The following is a 15,235-nucleotide window of genomic DNA, read 5'->3' as shown; positions in this document are numbered from 1 at the left end:
CGCCGGAGCAAAGCGTCCCACGACATCCAGTCTGATGGCGACCGCGGGGGAACGCCGAACTCTCCGGGAGGATGACGGCGGGTCCCGCCCCGGACGCCTTCGGCGCGGGGACGGGACCCGCCGCGGTGGCTCAGCCGAGGAGTTTGCGGGCGGCTTCCTCGATCTCGTCCTCCGACAGCAGCACGTGCTTGGCGGCGTCGCCCAGGGGGACGAAGCTGTCGCAGGAGGTCACCCGGGCGATCCGGCCGGTGAAGCCGGCGTCCAGCAGCTCGGCGACGATGCCCTCCGAGACGCCGCCGGAGCGGCGGGTCTCGTCGGCGATCAGCACCTTGCCGGTCAGCTCGGCCGCGTGCAGCAGGTCTTCCACCGGCAGCGGGGACAGCCAGCGCAGGTCGAGGACCCGGCAGCCGTGGCCCTCGGCGGTGAGCTTGACGGCGGCCCGCAGGCTCATCCGCAGGCCGTTGCCGAAGGTCACGATGGTCAGGTCGCGGCCGTCGCCGTAGCTGCGGGCACGGCCGATGGGGACGTGGGTCTCCGCCCAGCGGGAGGGCGGGACGTACGGCGCCAGCCAGCCGTTGTCGCCCTCCTCGAACATGTCGCGGGTGGTGTAGAGGGCGATCGGCTCGAGGAAGACGCAGACGCTGCCGTCGACGCGGGCGGCGGCCAGACAGGTGCGCAGCATGGCGGCGGCGTCGTCGGGCCGGGCCGGCGAGGCGACGACCAGGCCCGGGATGTCGCGCAGCGCGGCCACGGAGTTGTCGTTGTGGAAGTGGCCGCCGAACCCCTTCTGGTAGGCGTATGCGGCCACGCGCACCACCATCGGGTTGCGGAAGGCGGCGCGGGAGAAGAAGGGGAGGGTCGCGGCCTCGCCGCGGATCTGGTCCAGCGCGTTGTGCAGATAGGCGAGATACTGGATCTCGGGGACCGGCACCAGCCCGGACAGGCCGGAGCCGAGGGCCAGGCCGAGTACGGCCTGCTCGTCCAGGAGGGTGTCGAACACCCGGCCCGCGCCGAAGCGCTTCTGCAGGCCCCGGGTGACGCCGTAGACGCCGCCCTTGCGGGCGACGTCCTCGCCGAAGACCAGCACGTCGGGGTGGGCGGCCAGGGTGTCGGCCAGGGTCCGGTTGATCGCCTGGGAGAGGGTGAGCAGGCCCTCGTGCTCGGGCAGGCGCCCGCCGAACGCCTTCTCCCGGGAGGCGGCGGCGACCGCGCTGGCCGGGGCGACGGTCTCCGGGGTCCGGGGGGCCAGCGGCTCCATGATGTCGGCGGCGGAGGTCAGGCGCGGCCGGCGGGAGCTCTCCATGGCCATCTTGAGCACGTGCTCGCGCGTCGTGTCGTAGCGGGCGAGCACCTCCTCGGGAGTGGTCAGGCCGGCCTCGACGAGCAGCCGGGCGGTCGACACCAGCGGGTCGCGTTCGAGGTCGGCGCCGATCTCCCGCTTGGTCCGGTAGGACAGCTCCACATCGGAGCCCGCGTGCCCCATCAGCCGGACGGTGCCGACGCGCAGGAGGGCCGGGGCGCGGTGCGCGCGGACGTGCTCGGCGGCGGCCCGCGCCACGTCGTACACGTCGGCCAGGTCGCAGCCGTCGGCTTCGAAGTACTCCAGCAGGGAGTGTCGGGCGGCCTCCACCCAGCCGCTCGGGGTCCGCACGCTGATGCCCAGCCCGTTGTCCTCGCACACGAACAGGACGGGCATCCCCAGGCCCTGGTAGGAGCCGTAGGCGGCGGTGTTGAGGCCGGACAGGGCGCTGGCGTGGTTGGCCGAGGCGTCGCCGAAGCTGCACACCGCGATCGCGTCGTCCGGCCACGGGCTCGCCACGCCGAGCTGGCGCGCGCGCTCGACGGCGAAGGCCACGCCCGCCGCGCGCGGCAGGTGGCTGGCGATCGTGGAGGTCTGCGGGATCACCGCCAGGTCCGGGTGGCCGAAGACCTTGTGCCGGCCGCCCGCGATCGGTTCCTCGGCCGCGGCCACCAGTCCGAGCAGCACGTCGCGCAGGCCCTCCTCGGGCAGCCGCCCGGCCATCGCGGACCTGGCCAGGTAGAAGGCGCCGGAGCGGTAGTGCAGCAGGGCGGGGTCGGTGACGCGCAGCGCCGCGGCGACGGCCGCGTTGCCCTCGTGGCCCGCCGAGCCGATGGTGTAGAAGCCTTCGCCCTGCTCGCGCAGCCGGCGTGCGGCGATGTCCAGCAACCGGCTGCCGAGCTGGAAGTCGAACAGCTCCCGGCAGCGCGCTCCGGTCAGCGTCGTCCCCTCGCGCACCGGCAGGGCCGGATCGCGGGGGGTTCCCGGCGTCAGGGCCGCCACCGCCTCGGCGAAGTTGGTCTCAACAGCGTCGCGCACCACAAGCTCGATTATGTCTCCGCGAGCCCGTCTCGTCGCCGTCCTTCACCGCATTGGTCGGCCGCGTTCATCCGCCGGGGTAAGTGGACCGCTCCTATTCGACAGTTATTAATAACTGTTTGTCAGACCTGTCAACGTTTAACGCTCTATAGACGTCTACTTGGGAGAACCCTTACGCGGCACCCTCACGCCGCGTTCACGCAACCGGGAGGATGGACACCCGCATGTTGCAACGCACCCGATCCATCGTCGTCGCGGTGGCCATCGGAGCCGGAGCCCTGGCTCTGGCCCCGACCGCGACGGCCGCCGCAGGAGCCCCTTCGTCGGCTCCCGCCACCGTCGGCGCGGAGACCAGAACCGCGGCCGCCACCAAGATCGTCGACTTCGACGCCACCCCCGACGACGTCCTCAAGGGCAAGAGCCTCGAGGTCTCCGGCCAGTTGCTCCGGGAGGACGGCGGCTGGAAGGGCCTGGCCGACCAGGAGGTGGCGATCACTTTCCGGGCCAAGGGCACGGATGCCTTCAAGCAGATCGTCAAGGTCAAGACCGGTAAGGACGGCCTGTTCAAGGCCACGGTGACGGCCGAGGTCACCGGCTGGTGGCGGGCGGACTTCGCGGGCACCGCGACCGCGAAGCCGTCGACGAGCGACACCGACCGCGTCGACGTCAAGGAGCCGCCGAAGTTCGTCTACAGCCGGATCACCGACTTCCGCGTCTGGCCCGGCTCCGTGGACGAGGGCGACACGATCCACGTCCGCGGCCACCTGCAGGTCGAGACCGACAAGGGCTGGGCCGCCTACAAGGACCAGCGGGTCCACATCCTGTTCCGGGCCGACGGCTCGTCCCGCTGGGAGCACGTGACCTCCGACTGGACCGGCCACGACGGCCGCTTCGCCGCCGACCTCGAGGCGCGGGCCTCCGGTCACTGGCGTGCGGTGTTCGAGGGGGCCAAGGGCGTCAAGGGCGCCGGCAGCCACGCCGTCCACGTGACGGTCCGCGAGCCGGAGCCCGAGCGCGAGGCCAGCCGGGTCGTCAAGTTCAACGCCTCGCCGGAGCCGGTCCGGTACGGCAAGTACCTGAAGTTCACCGGCAAGCTCCAGGTCCGCGACGACTGGGGCTGGGACGGCCACCACGCCAAGGTCGGGCTGTACTTCAAGCCCAAGTACTCCGACAAGTGGTACTTCGTGAAGAACACCTGGTCCACCGGGAGCGGCAAGCTCTACACCAAGGCCAAGGCCTACCGCTCCGGTTACTGGAAGTTCGTCTTCAGGGGCGACGAGGACTTCTACGGCGACTCCAGCCGGAGTGACTACGTCCGCGTCAAGCGCTGATCCGGTCGGCGCCGACCTGAGCGGGTCCTGACCCGGGTCGGGGCAGACGAGCCGCCGGGCCCGCTTCCCGAGGGCGGGCCCGGCCGGAACGACGGCCCGGGTGCCGAGCATCCGGGCCGTCACTCGCTCCTGCGGAACTGGGCGACCGCCACCCCCAGCAGGGCGGCGCCGATGAGGGCGACCAGGCCGAGCTCCAGCGCGACCGGGACCTGCCAGCCGAACCAGCTCACGCCGGGATTGAGCGTGGCGTCCACGTGGGGCGGCACGTCCAGGCGGGAGAAGACCGCCTGGCGCATCGGGTCCACCGCGTAGGTGAGCGGGTTCACCGTGGTCAGGACGTGCAGCCAGGAGGGCAGGTTCCCCAGCGGGAACATCGCGCCGGACAGGAACATCATCGGCATGATGGCCATCTGCATCAGGCCGAAGAAGGTCTGCATGTTCTTCATCCGCGCGGCGAGCGTGACGCCGAACGCGGTGATGGTGAACGCCGCCAGGAACATCTCCGCCAGCAGCGTCACCATCAGCAGCGGGTCGTACGGCACGCCGACGGCGCCCGCCAGGGCCAGGATGATGACGCCCTGCCCGACCGCGACCAGCGCCCCGCCCAGGCACTTGCCCACCACGATCGCCCCCCGGCTGACCGGGGCGACCAGCATCTCCCGCAGGAAGCCGAACTCGCGGTCCCACACGATGGACCCGGCCGAGAACATCGCGGTCATGATGACCGTCATCGCGATCATGCCGGGGTACATGAACGTGCGGTAGTCGATCCCCGGGATCGCCCCCTGGGCCAGCGTGCCGAACCCGGTGCCCATCACGAACAGCCAGAGCACCGGCTGCACGAGCATCGAGAGCATGCGGGTGCGGTCGTTGACGAACCGCAGCATCTCCCGGTGGAGCACGACCTTGACCGCGCGCACGTCGTGCCCGGTGCTGCGCAGCGGGATGCGCACGCCCACCACGTCGGTGGCCATCATCTGCCTCCTTGAGGTATCCGTGCGGGCCGCTCAGCGGCGGGCCATGACCCGCATCCAGGCGTTCATCGAGTTCTCGGCCTCGGCGTCGCGGATGGTCGATCCGGTGTAGGACATGAACACGTCGTCGAGGGAGGGCCGCGACACGCTCACCGAGCGGATCGGCACGCCCAGCTCGGCGAAGAGCCGGGGCACGAACTGCTCGCCCGAGGCGACCGCGAACGTCACCTGGCCCTCGCGGATCGCGGCCTCCAGCCCGAAGCGCTCGCCCAGCGCGGCGATCGCGGCCTCGTCGTCGGCGGTCTGGATCTGGACGCGGTCCTCGCCGACGCTCGCCTTGAGCGCCTCGGGGGAGTCGATCACGACGATCTCCCCGTGGTCGATGATCGCGATCCGGTCGCAGAACTCGGCCTCGTCCATGTAGTGGGTGGTCATGAAGATCGTGATGTCCTCGGCGTGCCGGAGCCGGTTGATGTAGCCCCAGATGGCGGAGCGGGTCTGCGGGTCGAGCCCGACGGTGGGCTCGTCCAGGAACAGCACCCGGGGGGAGTGCAGCAGTCCCCGGGCGATCTCCAGCCGGCGCTTCATGCCGCCGGAGAAGTTCTGGACCTTGTCGCCCTTGCGGTCCCACAGGGCGACCATCTCCATCACCTGCTCGATGCGGTCGTCCACCAGCGCCTTGGGCACGCCGTACAGCTCGGCGTGGAATTTGAGGTTCTGCTCGGCGGTCAGATATCCGTCCAGCGTCGGATCCTGGAAGACCAGCCCGATGTTGCGCCGCACCTCGTCGCGCTCGCGGACCACGTCGTGCCCGGCCACCGTGGCCGAGCCGCCGGTGGGGTCGGCGAGCGTGCAGAGCATGCTGATCGTGGTGGTCTTGCCCGCGCCGTTCGGCCCGAGGAAGCCGAACACCTCTCCGGGCGCCACCTCGAAGTCGATTCCCTTGACGGCCTCGATCTTCCCGAACGTCTTCGTGAGACCCTTGACCGCCACTGCCGCTTCAGCCATCGCCACCGCCCTCCGCGCGTCGTGTCCGATTCTCCGCCGCAGGCGTGATTCCGTCTTCTCATTGCCCCTAGGGCGAAATATACTGAATATCTAGATATAGTAAAGATATATCTTTTATGAGGGCGGATATCCGGCCGGCCGGCGTTCTCCCGTCTCAGCCGGAGGCCGGCGCCGGGCGGTTGAGCTCCGCAGCGCGTGCGACCTCGGTGTCGATGACCTCCTTCGACGGCCACCTCGTCACCGCCACCGTCATCAGGGCCAGGCCGCACAGCGACCAGATCCCGACGACCGTCGCCACGGAGAACGCCTCGGCGAGCGCCCCGGCGGCGAGCACCGCGACCGCGTGCGTGATCTGCATGCCGCCCTGCATGAGCCCGAAGGCGCGGGCGCGGAAGGCGCTGGGCAGCACCTGCACGAACAGGCCGTTCAGCGGCACGATCACCGTGCCGGCGATCCCGGCTCCCAGCATCATGAGGAACACCGCGGCGAGCGGCGGGGACAGCAGCGCGGGCACCAGGAGCAGGGGCCCGGCCAGAAGGAACAGCCTGATGAGCCTTATCCGCCGCTCCGGCGTCATCATGCGGCCGATCACCACGGCGCCGACGGCGCTGCCGACCGGGAGCGCCGCCATGAGCAGGCCCGCCGCCCGGGACCCTCCGCCGAGATCGGCCGCCCAGGCGACGGCCAGCCCCTCGGGGACGATCACAATCGCGACCATGCTGAACGCCACGAGCGCGATCGGCCGCATCACCCGGTGCCCGAAGACCACCCGCGCGCCGTCTGCGGTCTCCCTCAGCAGGGAGGCGCGGGCGGTCGCGGTCGCCGCCGCCGGGCGGGGGCGCACGCCGTACCGGAGCAGCAGCGCCGAGGCGGCGAACGAGGCCGCGTTGAGGAGCAGGGCCACCCGGGCGTCGACGGCGGTGATGACCCCGCCGACCGCGTAACCGGCGACCTGCGCGGTCTGGCCGGCGATGTTCTGCAGGGACAGGCCCACGACGTACCGGTCCCCGGTCAGCACCTGCGCCAGCAGGGCCGAGCGGGCGGCCTGGAACGGCGGGGTGAGGACCGAGGCGGCCAGGAGCAGCAGGAGCAGCGCGGGCAGCGGCACGCCGGGCACGGCCATCAGCGCGATCAGCGCCGTCCGGGCGACGTCGCACAGGATCATCACGCGCCGGTACGGGTACCGCTCCGCGAGCGCGGCCAGGATGGGTCCTCCGGCAACCCAGGGCAGGAAGCTGACGGCGAAGCCCGCCGCGGACAGCAGCACCGAGCCGGTGTCACTGAAGATCAGATAGGCGACCGCCACCCGGGCGAAGTAGTCACCGATCCAGGACAGGATCGCCGAGGCGAAGAGGTAGCGGTACTCGGCGACGCCGAAGACCTCCCGGAAGGTGGCGGGGCGATCCGCCACGTCGTCGGTGGTGCCGTCCGCCGCCGACGCGTCGGTGACCTGCTGTGCTTTCTCCGCCATCGGCGTGTGATCTCCAGCGTACGGGAACGTCGGGCATGACTTGGACCCGCCGGGCGAGAGCCGCGGCAGCCGATGATCATAGGCGATTAATCCCTATATGGGGAGACATATAGAGGTTTCGGACACAACCGTAATTTTGGCCGCGAGAGCCTCTGTTGCCGCCCTGTTAACTTCGGTCCCGGCCGGAGAAGCGTGCGCACGGGCGTGGAACGTTCGAAAAACTGTTCGCGCTGATTTGACATGTCGACGACCTGCTGTAAAGCGATCATGGTGATCCGCGTGTGGATGACGGGCGTCTGGACCATACGGCCTGCTGGGGTGAATATCGGTCCCTCTGTATGTCCGTATATAGAGCAATCTCTATTGATTGCTTACGATCATCGCGACAGCCACGGCGGTGGCTGCACGCCGGAAGGGAGGCGTCATGCGACGCAGTCTGGACTGGACCTGAGCCTTGACGATCGTGCCGGGGCGCTGCGGTCGGCAGCGTGGATCTGGAAAGGAGGGTGTCATGAAGCGTGAGTTCCACTGGACCTGAGGTGCTGTTCGTCCTGGCGGGTCACCGCGGTGGCGGTGCGGAGCCGATGGAAAGGAGGGCGTCATGCGGCGTACCTTGGACTGGGCTTGAGTCTGACCCTTAACTATGTGCATCCAGGTGCGCGCCGGTCCGGCGCGCACCTTTTGTTAGCAGTCGTTAATTTCCGGCCTCGGTGAACGCGGCGCGGGCCATCGCGCGCAGCAGGGGGGCCATCGCCTCGGGGGGAAGCTCGCCCGCGCTGTGCGGGGTGGAGTTGAGCAGTCCGAAGACCGCGTGGGTGGCGGCGCGCAGCCGGGGCGGCGGGCAGCCGGGGTGGAGCTCGCTCAGCACCGTGACCCACTCCTCGACGTACAGGCGCTGGAGCCGGCGGATCTGCCGGCGGGCCGGCTCGGGGACGTTGCCGAGCTCGCGGTCGTGCACGGTGATCAGCGCCGGGTGGCCGAGCGCGAACTCGATCTGGCCGGTCAGCAGGGCGTCCAGGGCGTGCTCGGCGTCCGGGGCCGCGGTGACCCGGGCGGCCGCCGAGGCGTGCAGCCGCTCGCTGATGTCCAGCAGCATCTCGCTCAGCAGCGCCTCCTTGCCGCTGAAGTGCCGGTACAGGGCGGGGCCCGAGGTGCCGACGGCCGCGCCGATGTCCTCGATGGAGACACCGTGGAAGCCGCGTGCCGCGAACAGCCTCGCGGCGGCCTCCAGGATCTCCATGCGACGTGACCCGCGATTGCGGGTAGGGGTCTGGGCAGTCGTCACCTCTCGAATGGTAGACGGTTACGTTAATGATGACTAACATCCACGGCAGGGTTAGTGACCGTTAACCCCGGCAACGGAGCCGGGTGGAGGGGGCTCACATGGGTGGCTGGCCGGTGCTGCGGAGCACCTGCGACCCGGGCGGCGAGGCGTTCAAGGCCAACGCCGAGACCAACGAGCGGCTCGTCGCCGACCTGCGCGAGCGGGTCGCGGCCGCCGCGCTGGGCGGCCCGGAGAAGTCGCGGGCCCGGCACGTCTCGCGCGGGAAGCTCCTTCCCCGCGACCGCGTCGACACCCTGCTCGACCCGGGCTCCCGGTTCCTGGAGCTGTCCCAGCTGGCCGCCACCGGCCTGTACGGCGACGAGGCCCCCGCCGCCGGGATCATCACCGGCGTCGGCCGGATCTCCGGGCGCGAGTGCGTGGTCGTCGCCAACGACGCCACCGTCAAGGGCGGCACCTACTACCCGATCACGGTCAAGAAGCACCTGCGGGCCCAGGAGGTCGCCCTCCGCAACAATCTGCCGTGCGTCTACCTCGTCGACTCCGGCGGCGCGTTCCTGCCCCGGCAGGACGAGGTCTTCCCGGACCGAGAGCACTTCGGCCGGATCTTCTACAACCAGGCGACCATGTCGGCGCGGGGCATCCCGCAGATCGCCGCGGTCCTCGGCTCCTGCACGGCGGGCGGCGCCTACGTCCCGGCGATGAGCGACGAGGCCGTCATCGTGCGGAACCAGGGCACGATCTTCCTGGGCGGCCCGCCGCTGGTGAAGGCCGCCACCGGCGAGGAGGTCAGCGCCGAGGAGCTGGGCGGCGGCGACCTGCACGCCCGGGTCAGCGGCGTCACCGACCACCTGGCCGAGGACGACGCCCACGCGCTGCGGATCGTCCGCGACATCGTCTCGACCCTCGGCCCCCGGCCGCCCGCGCCGTGGGAGCGCGCGCCCTCGGAGGAGCCCGCGCACGACCCCCGCGACCTGTACGGGATCGTCCCCGCCGACACCCGCACGCCGTACGACGTCCACGAGGTCATCGCCCGCGTCGTCGACGGCAGCCGGTTCGGCGAGTTCAAGGCCGAGTACGGCTCCACCCTCGTCACCGGCTTCGCCCGCATCCACGGCCACCCGGTCGGGATCATCGCCAACAACGGCATCCTGTTCGCCGAGTCCGCGCTCAAGGGCGCGCACTTCATCGAGCTGTGCGACCGCCGCTCCATCCCGCTGGTCTTCCTGCAGAACATCAGCGGCTTCATGGTCGGCAGGGCCTACGAGGCCGGGGGCATCGCCAAGCACGGCGCCAAGATGGTCACCGCCGTCTCCTGCGCCCGGGTGCCCAAGTTCACCGTCGTCATCGGCGGCTCCTTCGGCGCGGGCAACTACGCCATGGCCGGGCGCGCCTACTCGCCCCGCTTCCTGTGGATGTGGCCCAACGCCCGCATCTCGGTGATGGGCGGCGAGCAGGCCGCCACCGTGCTGGCCACCGTCCGCCGCGACCAGCTCGGCGACGCCTGGAGCGCGCAGGAGGAAGAGGAGTTCAAGCGGCCCATCCGCGAGCAGTACGAGGACCAGGGCAACCCCTACTACTCCACCGCCCGCCTGTGGGACGACGGCGTCATCGATCCGCTCGACACCCGCACCGTCCTGGGCCTGGCCCTGTCCGCCTCGGCCAACGCCCCCCTCGACCCCGTCGGCTACGGCGTCTTCCGGATGTGATCGCGACCATGACACTGACCACGACACACCTGCCGGGCTCACCTGCGATGTTCCACACCGTCCTCATCGCCAACCGGGGCGAGATCGCCCTGCGGATCATCCGCACCCTCCGGCGACTGGGCGTGCGCTCCGTCGCCGTCTGCAGCGACGCCGACGCCGGGGCCCGGCACGCCCGCGAGGCCGACGTCGCGGTCCGGCTCGCCGGCGGCTACCTCGACATCGAGGCCGTCATCGAGGCCGCCGCGGCCACCGGCGCGCAGGCCGTCCACCCCGGGTACGGCTTCCTGGCGGAGAACACCGCCTTCGCCCGGCGCTGCGCCGAGGCCGGCCTGGTCTTCGTCGGGCCGCCGCCGGAGGCCATCGAGGCCATGGGCGACAAGATCCGCGCCAAGGCGACCGTCGCGGCGGCCGGGGTGCCGGTGGTCCCCGGCGCGGCCGAGCCGGACGACGACCTGCTCACCGCCGACATCGGCTTCCCCGCGCTGATCAAGCCGTCGGCGGGCGGCGGCGGCAAGGGCATGGTGCTGGTCCGCTCCGCCGCCGAGCTGCCGGACGCGCTGGAGTCCGCCCGCCGTACGGCCGCCGCCGCGTTCGGCGACGCGACCCTGCTGGTCGAGCGGTTCGTGGAGAACCCCCGGCACATCGAGATCCAGGTCCTGGCCGACGCCCACGGCAACGTCATCCACCTGGGTGAGCGCGAGTGCAGCCTGCAGCGCCGCCACCAGAAGATCATCGAGGAGGCGCCCTCGCCGCTCCTCGACGCCGGGACCCGGGCCCGGATGGGCGCCGCCGCGGTGGAGGCGGCCCGGTCCGTCGGCTACGTCGGCGCCGGGACGGTGGAGTTCATCGTCCAGGGCTCCACGGCCGACTACTACTTCATGGAGATGAACACCCGCCTGCAGGTCGAGCACCCGGTCACCGAGATGGTCACCGGCCTGGACCTGGTGGAGCTCCAGCTGCGGGTGGCGGCGGGCGAGCCGCTCCCGCTCGCCCAGGACGAGGTGCGGCTCCGCGGCCACTCCGTCGAGGCCCGCGTCTACGCCGAGGACCCCGCCCGCGGCTTCCTGCCCACCGGCGGCCGCATCCTCGCCCTCCAGGAACCCGCCGCCCCCGAGGTCCGCGTCGACTCCAGCCTCGCGGTCGGGGGGACGGTCGGCAGTGACTACGACCCCATGCTGTCGAAGGTCATCGCCTGGGGCCCCGACCGCGCGAGCGCGCTGCGCACCCTCGACGACGCCCTCGCCGCGACGACCGTCCTGGGCGTGACGACGAACATCGCCTTCCTCCGCGCGCTGGTCACCCACCCTGAGGTGGTCGCCGGCGACCTCGACACCGGCCTCGTCGAGCGCCGCCTCGACGAGCTGGTCCCCGGCGCCTCGACCCCCGAGGACGTCCTGGCCGCCGCGGCCCTGCTCCTCCAGCACGAGCGGGCGCCCGCCGCCCCGGCCGACCCGTGGGACGTCCCCGACGGCTGGCGGCCCGGCTCCCCGGCGGCCTGGACCGCCTGGCGCCTGGAGAGCCGCGACGGCGTGGCCGGGATCGGCGTGCGCGGGCTGCCCGCCTCCGGCGCCGAGGTCCTGCTGCCCGCGGGTGAGAGCGCAGACGGCACGGAACCCGGAGCGGGCAGGACCGTACGGGCGCGGCTGGAGGAAGACGGGTCGGCGCTGCTCGTCACCCTCGACGGGGTACGGCGGCGCTACGCGGTCGCCCGCGACGGCGACGCGGTCTGGCTCGGCCGCGACGGGAAGGCCTGGGCGCTCACCCGTCACCACCTGGGCGACCCCGGGGACCGGGCGGGCGCGGCCGGGGCCGGGGACGGCGTGGTCCGCAGCCCGATGCCCGGCACCGTGCTCGTGGTGAAGGCGGCGGCCGGGGACCGCGTCGAGGAGGGCCAGCCGCTGGTCATCGTCGAGGCGATGAAGATGGAGCACACCGTGACCGCCCTCGTCGCGGGCGTGGTCGCCGAACTGCCGGTCCGCGCCGGGCAGGCGGTCGACATGGACGCGGTCCTGGCCGTCGTCCGGCGGGACGGGGAGGCGTGATGGCCGGGACGCGCGGCGGGAGCCGTACCGGACGAGGGATCGGACGGAGGGCCGGATGGAAGGCGTGACGCGCAAGCCGTACCGGATGGAGGGCCTGCCGGAGCGGGTCACGGTCTACGAGGTCGGGCCGCGCGACGGGCTGCAGAACGAGTCCGCGGTGATCCCCGTCGAGGTCAAGGCCGAGTTCGTGGCCCGTCTGGCGGCGGCCGGGCACCGGGTGATCGAGGCGACGAGCTTCGTCCACCCGAAGTGGGTGCCGCAGCTGGCCGACGCCGCCGAGCTGCTGACGTCGATGGAGCGGGTCCCCGGGGTCCGCTACCCGGTGCTCGTGCCCAACGAGCGCGGGCTCGACCGGGCGCTCGAACACGGCGTCACCGAGATCGCGATCTTCGGCAGCGCCACCGAGACGTTCGCCGCCAAGAACCTCAACCGCTCGCTCGACTCGCAGTTCGAGATGTTCGCGCCGGTCGTCGCGCGGGCGCTGGAGCACGGGCTGAAGGTCAGGGCGTACGTCTCGATGTGCTTCGGCGACCCCTGGGAGGGGCCGACCCCGGTCGCCCAGGTCGTCGAGGTCGGGCGCAGGCTGCTCGACCTCGGCTGCTACGAGCTCTCGCTCGGCGACACCATCGGCGTCGGCACCCCCGGGCACGTGACCGCCCTGATCGAGGCGTTCGGCGGCCCCGACCGGCTGGCGGTGCACTTCCACGACACCTACGGCCAGGCCCTGGCCAACACGCTGGCGGCGCTGCGCGCGGGCGTCACCGTGGTGGACGCCTCCACCGGCGGGATCGGCGGCTGCCCGTACGCCGAGAGCGCCACCGGCAACCTCGCCACCGAGGACCTGGTCTGGATGCTGCACGGCCTCGGCGTGGAGACCGGCCTGAACCTCGACGCGCTGGTGGAGACCAGCGCCTGGCTGGCCGCCCGGCTCGGCCGCCCCAGTCCCTCCCGGGTCGTCCAGGCCCTCTCCTAGGAGTTCGAACCCATGAAGCTGACCGAAGAGTACGAAGACCTGCGCAAGACCGTCGAGGCGTTCGCCCGCGACGTGGTGGCCCCGGTGATCGGCGACCTGTACGAGCGCGAGGAGTTCCCCTACGACATCGTCCGCCAGATGGGCCAGATGGGCCTGTTCGGCCTGCCCATCCCGGAGGAGTACGGCGGCATGGGCGGCGACTACTTCGCGCTCTGCCTGGCCCTGGAGGAACTGGCCCGGGTCGACTCCAGCGTCTCGATCACGGTGGAGGCCGCGGTGTCGCTGGGCGCCATGCCGATCTACCGGTTCGGCACGGCCGAGCAGCGCGCCGAGTGGCTGCCGAAGCTGACCACCGGCGAGATGCTGGGCGCCTTCGGCCTGACCGAGCCGGGCGGCGGCTCCGACGTGCCGGGCGGCATGCGCACCACGGCCGTGCTCGACGGGAACGAGTGGGTGATCAACGGCTCGAAGGCGTTCATCACCAACTCCGGCACCGACATCACCGGCGTCGTCGGCGTGGCCGCGATCACCGGGCGGCGCGCCGACGGCCGCCCCGAGATCTCCACGATCCTGGTCCCGGCGGGCACGCCCGGGTTCACCGTCGCCAAGAAGTACTCCAAGGTCGGCTGGAACTGCTCCGACACCCGCGAGCTGGCCTTCACCGACTGCCGGGTGCCCGCCGAGAACCTGCTCGGCGAGCGCGGCCGGGGCTACGCGCAGTTCCTGCAGACCCTCGACGAGGGCCGCATCGCGATCGCGGCGCTCTCGGTCGGCCTGGCCCAGGGCTGCGTGGACGAGTGCCTGCGCTACGTGCGCGAGCGCCAGGCGTTCGGCCACCCGATCGGCCACTACCAGGCCATCCAGTTCAAGATCGCCGACATGGAGGTCCGCACCCACACCGCCCGCCTGGCCTACTACCACGCGGCGGAGAAGATGCTGGCCGGCGAGCCGTTCAAGAAGGAGGCGGCCATCGCCAAGCTGGTCTCCTCCAACGCCGCGATGGACAACGCCCGCGACGCCACCCAGATCTTCGGCGGGTACGGCTTCATGAACGAGTACCCGGTGGGCCGCTTCTACCGGGACGCCAAGATCCTGGAGGTCGGCGAGGGCACGAGCGAGGTCCAGCGCATGCTGATCGCCCGCCAGCTCGGCCTCGGCGACCTCTGACCCGGAGACGGGCGGGCCGATGAGGGCGGCGTCGACGCCGGCGCGCTCACCGTACGGCCGCGGCGGCCTGCCGCAGCGCCTCGCCGACGGCGTCGGCCAGCGGTGAGCGGCGCGTTCCCGCGACGGCGATCCCCACGTACCGGGCCGGACGCGGCGGGCTGACCGGCACCAGGACGGCGTCGGCCGCCGAGGGATCCAGACCGAGCCGGGGGATGAGGCCGACCCCCAGCCCGGAGGCCACGAGCGCCTGCGCGAAGAAGTAGTCGGTGGTGCTGCCCGCCACCTTCAGCTCGAACCCGGCCTGCGCCGCGTACCTGCGCAGGAACGCCTCGGTCTTGCTGCAGCCGATGACCCACGGGTCGGCGGCCAGTTCGGCGAGATCGACGCTCTCCCGACCGGCGAGCGGATGCCCGGCGGGCAGCGCGGCCGACATCGGGTCCTCCATCACCGGCGTCCACTCCAGGCCGCCGGCCGACGGGAGCGGCCCGTCGAAGTGGTAGGCCAGGGCGAGATCGGCCCGCCCCTCGCGGACCATGGGCAGGCTCTCCTCGGGCTCGGCCTCCACGACGTTGACCTCGACCTCCGGATGCCCGGCGACGAACCGGCGGAGCGCGTCCGGCAGCAGCCGGCGGCCGCCGCTGGTGAAGGTGGCGACGGTCAGCCTGGTGCGCCCGGTCGCCAGCCGGTCGATCCGCTCGCGGGCGTGCCGCAGCTCGGCGAAGATCGTGTCGGCTGACTCCACGAGCAGCCGCCCGGACTCGGTGAGCGTCACGCCGCGGGTGCTGCGCTCGACCACCGGGACGCCGAGGGTCCGCTCCAGGGCGGAGATGTGCTGGGAGACCGCCGAGGGGGTGAACAGCAGCGCCGCGGCGGCCCCGCTGAAGCTGCCGTGCCGGGCGACCTCCCGCAGGACGCGCAGGCGGGCGACATCGATCATCAG

General features: G+C 71.8%; 11 protein-coding genes. 5 read left to right on the top strand and 6 right to left on the bottom strand.

The genetic code is table 11. The annotated features are described in order from the left end of the window. Positions 1 to 130 precede the first annotated feature (130 nt). Positions 131 to 2,338: a thiamine pyrophosphate-dependent enzyme gene (locus Plo01_RS29450; RefSeq protein WP_239317297.1), complete on the bottom strand. Its 2,208-nt coding sequence runs from the start codon at positions 2,336 to 2,338 to the stop codon at positions 131 to 133. Between the two features lie 224 nt (positions 2,339 to 2,562). On the opposite strand from Plo01_RS29450, the gene Plo01_RS29445 reads away from it, so the two are divergent. After that, positions 2,563 to 3,669, top strand: a complete 1,107-nt coding sequence (locus tag Plo01_RS29445) for a hypothetical protein (protein WP_203893977.1) — start codon at positions 2,563 to 2,565, stop codon at positions 3,667 to 3,669. 119 nt (positions 3,670 to 3,788) lie between these two features. On the opposite strand, the gene Plo01_RS29440 is transcribed toward Plo01_RS29445, so the two are convergent. The 4 genes from Plo01_RS29440 to Plo01_RS29425 all read right to left on the bottom strand — a co-directional run bounded on the left by Plo01_RS29440 (position 3,789) and on the right by Plo01_RS29425 (position 8,362). Further along, entirely contained in the window at positions 3,789 to 4,646 is an 858-nt protein-coding gene (locus tag Plo01_RS29440; RefSeq protein WP_203893976.1) for an ABC transporter permease, read from the bottom strand. 30 nt (positions 4,647 to 4,676) lie between these two features. Beyond that, a complete protein-coding gene (locus tag Plo01_RS29435; protein WP_203893975.1) occupies positions 4,677 to 5,651 on the bottom strand; it encodes an ATP-binding cassette domain-containing protein in 975 nt (324 codons plus the stop codon). Positions 5,652 to 5,805: 154 nt separating this feature from the next. Then, positions 5,806 to 7,122: an MFS transporter gene (locus Plo01_RS29430; RefSeq protein ID WP_203893974.1), complete on the bottom strand. Its 1,317-nt coding sequence runs from the start codon at positions 7,120 to 7,122 to the stop codon at positions 5,806 to 5,808. A 694-nt stretch (positions 7,123 to 7,816) separates the two neighbouring features. After that, on the bottom strand, positions 7,817 to 8,362 hold the full coding sequence (locus tag Plo01_RS29425) for an SACE_7040 family transcriptional regulator (protein ID WP_203894075.1): 546 nt from the start codon (positions 8,360 to 8,362) through the stop codon (positions 7,817 to 7,819). Between the two features lie 143 nt (positions 8,363 to 8,505). On the opposite strand from Plo01_RS29425, the gene Plo01_RS29420 reads away from it, so the two are divergent. Genes Plo01_RS29420 through Plo01_RS29405 form a run of 4 tightly spaced genes read left to right on the top strand, consistent with a single transcriptional unit; the run spans position 8,506 to position 14,295 of the window. Further along, complete coding sequence (locus Plo01_RS29420) at positions 8,506 to 10,113, top strand: carboxyl transferase domain-containing protein (RefSeq protein ID WP_203893973.1); 1,608 nt, start codon at positions 8,506 to 8,508, stop codon at positions 10,111 to 10,113. Positions 10,114 to 10,160: 47 nt separating this feature from the next. Beyond that, positions 10,161 to 12,155 (top strand): acetyl/propionyl/methylcrotonyl-CoA carboxylase subunit alpha, encoded by a 1,995-nt coding sequence (locus Plo01_RS29415; RefSeq protein WP_203894074.1) that lies wholly within the window; start codon positions 10,161 to 10,163, stop codon positions 12,153 to 12,155. Between the two features lie 55 nt (positions 12,156 to 12,210). Continuing rightward, positions 12,211 to 13,128, top strand: coding sequence for a hydroxymethylglutaryl-CoA lyase (locus tag Plo01_RS29410; RefSeq protein WP_203893972.1), 918 nt, complete (start codon positions 12,211 to 12,213; stop codon positions 13,126 to 13,128). A gap of 12 nt (positions 13,129 to 13,140) precedes the next feature. Beyond that, entirely contained in the window at positions 13,141 to 14,295 is a 1,155-nt protein-coding gene (locus tag Plo01_RS29405; RefSeq protein ID WP_203893971.1) for an acyl-CoA dehydrogenase family protein, read from the top strand. 46 nt (positions 14,296 to 14,341) lie between these two features. On the opposite strand, the gene Plo01_RS29400 is transcribed toward Plo01_RS29405, so the two are convergent. Next, on the bottom strand, positions 14,342 to 15,232 hold the full coding sequence (locus Plo01_RS29400) for a LysR family transcriptional regulator (RefSeq protein WP_203893970.1): 891 nt from the start codon (positions 15,230 to 15,232) through the stop codon (positions 14,342 to 14,344). Between the last annotated feature and the right edge of the window lie 3 nt (positions 15,233 to 15,235).

It is taken from the genome of Planobispora longispora (genome assembly GCF_016863135.1).
Lineage (GTDB): Bacteria > Actinomycetota > Actinomycetes > Streptosporangiales > Streptosporangiaceae > Planobispora > Planobispora longispora.
Note: the sequence above shows the minus strand (reverse complement) of the source record. Positions and strands in the feature narration are given on the sequence as shown.

Coding starts and splice junctions, on each gene's coding strand:
- Plo01_RS29415 (WP_203894074.1), top strand. CDS start 10,161: ATGTTCCACACCGTCCTCATCGCCAACCGGGGCGAGATCGCCCTGCGG.
- Plo01_RS29410 (WP_203893972.1), top strand. CDS start 12,211: ATGGAAGGCGTGACGCGCAAGCCGTACCGGATGGAGGGCCTGCCGGAG.
- Plo01_RS29430 (WP_203893974.1), bottom strand. CDS start 7,122: ATGGCGGAGAAAGCACAGCAGGTCACCGACGCGTCGGCGGCGGACGGC.
- Plo01_RS29435 (WP_203893975.1), bottom strand. CDS start 5,651: ATGGCTGAAGCGGCAGTGGCGGTCAAGGGTCTCACGAAGACGTTCGGG.
- Plo01_RS29440 (WP_203893976.1), bottom strand. CDS start 4,646: ATGATGGCCACCGACGTGGTGGGCGTGCGCATCCCGCTGCGCAGCACC.
- Plo01_RS29425 (WP_203894075.1), bottom strand. CDS start 8,362: ATGGAGATCCTGGAGGCCGCCGCGAGGCTGTTCGCGGCACGCGGCTTC.
- Plo01_RS29445 (WP_203893977.1), top strand. CDS start 2,563: ATGTTGCAACGCACCCGATCCATCGTCGTCGCGGTGGCCATCGGAGCC.
- Plo01_RS29405 (WP_203893971.1), top strand. CDS start 13,141: ATGAAGCTGACCGAAGAGTACGAAGACCTGCGCAAGACCGTCGAGGCG.
- Plo01_RS29420 (WP_203893973.1), top strand. CDS start 8,506: ATGGGTGGCTGGCCGGTGCTGCGGAGCACCTGCGACCCGGGCGGCGAG.
- Plo01_RS29400 (WP_203893970.1), bottom strand. CDS start 15,232: ATGATCGATGTCGCCCGCCTGCGCGTCCTGCGGGAGGTCGCCCGGCAC.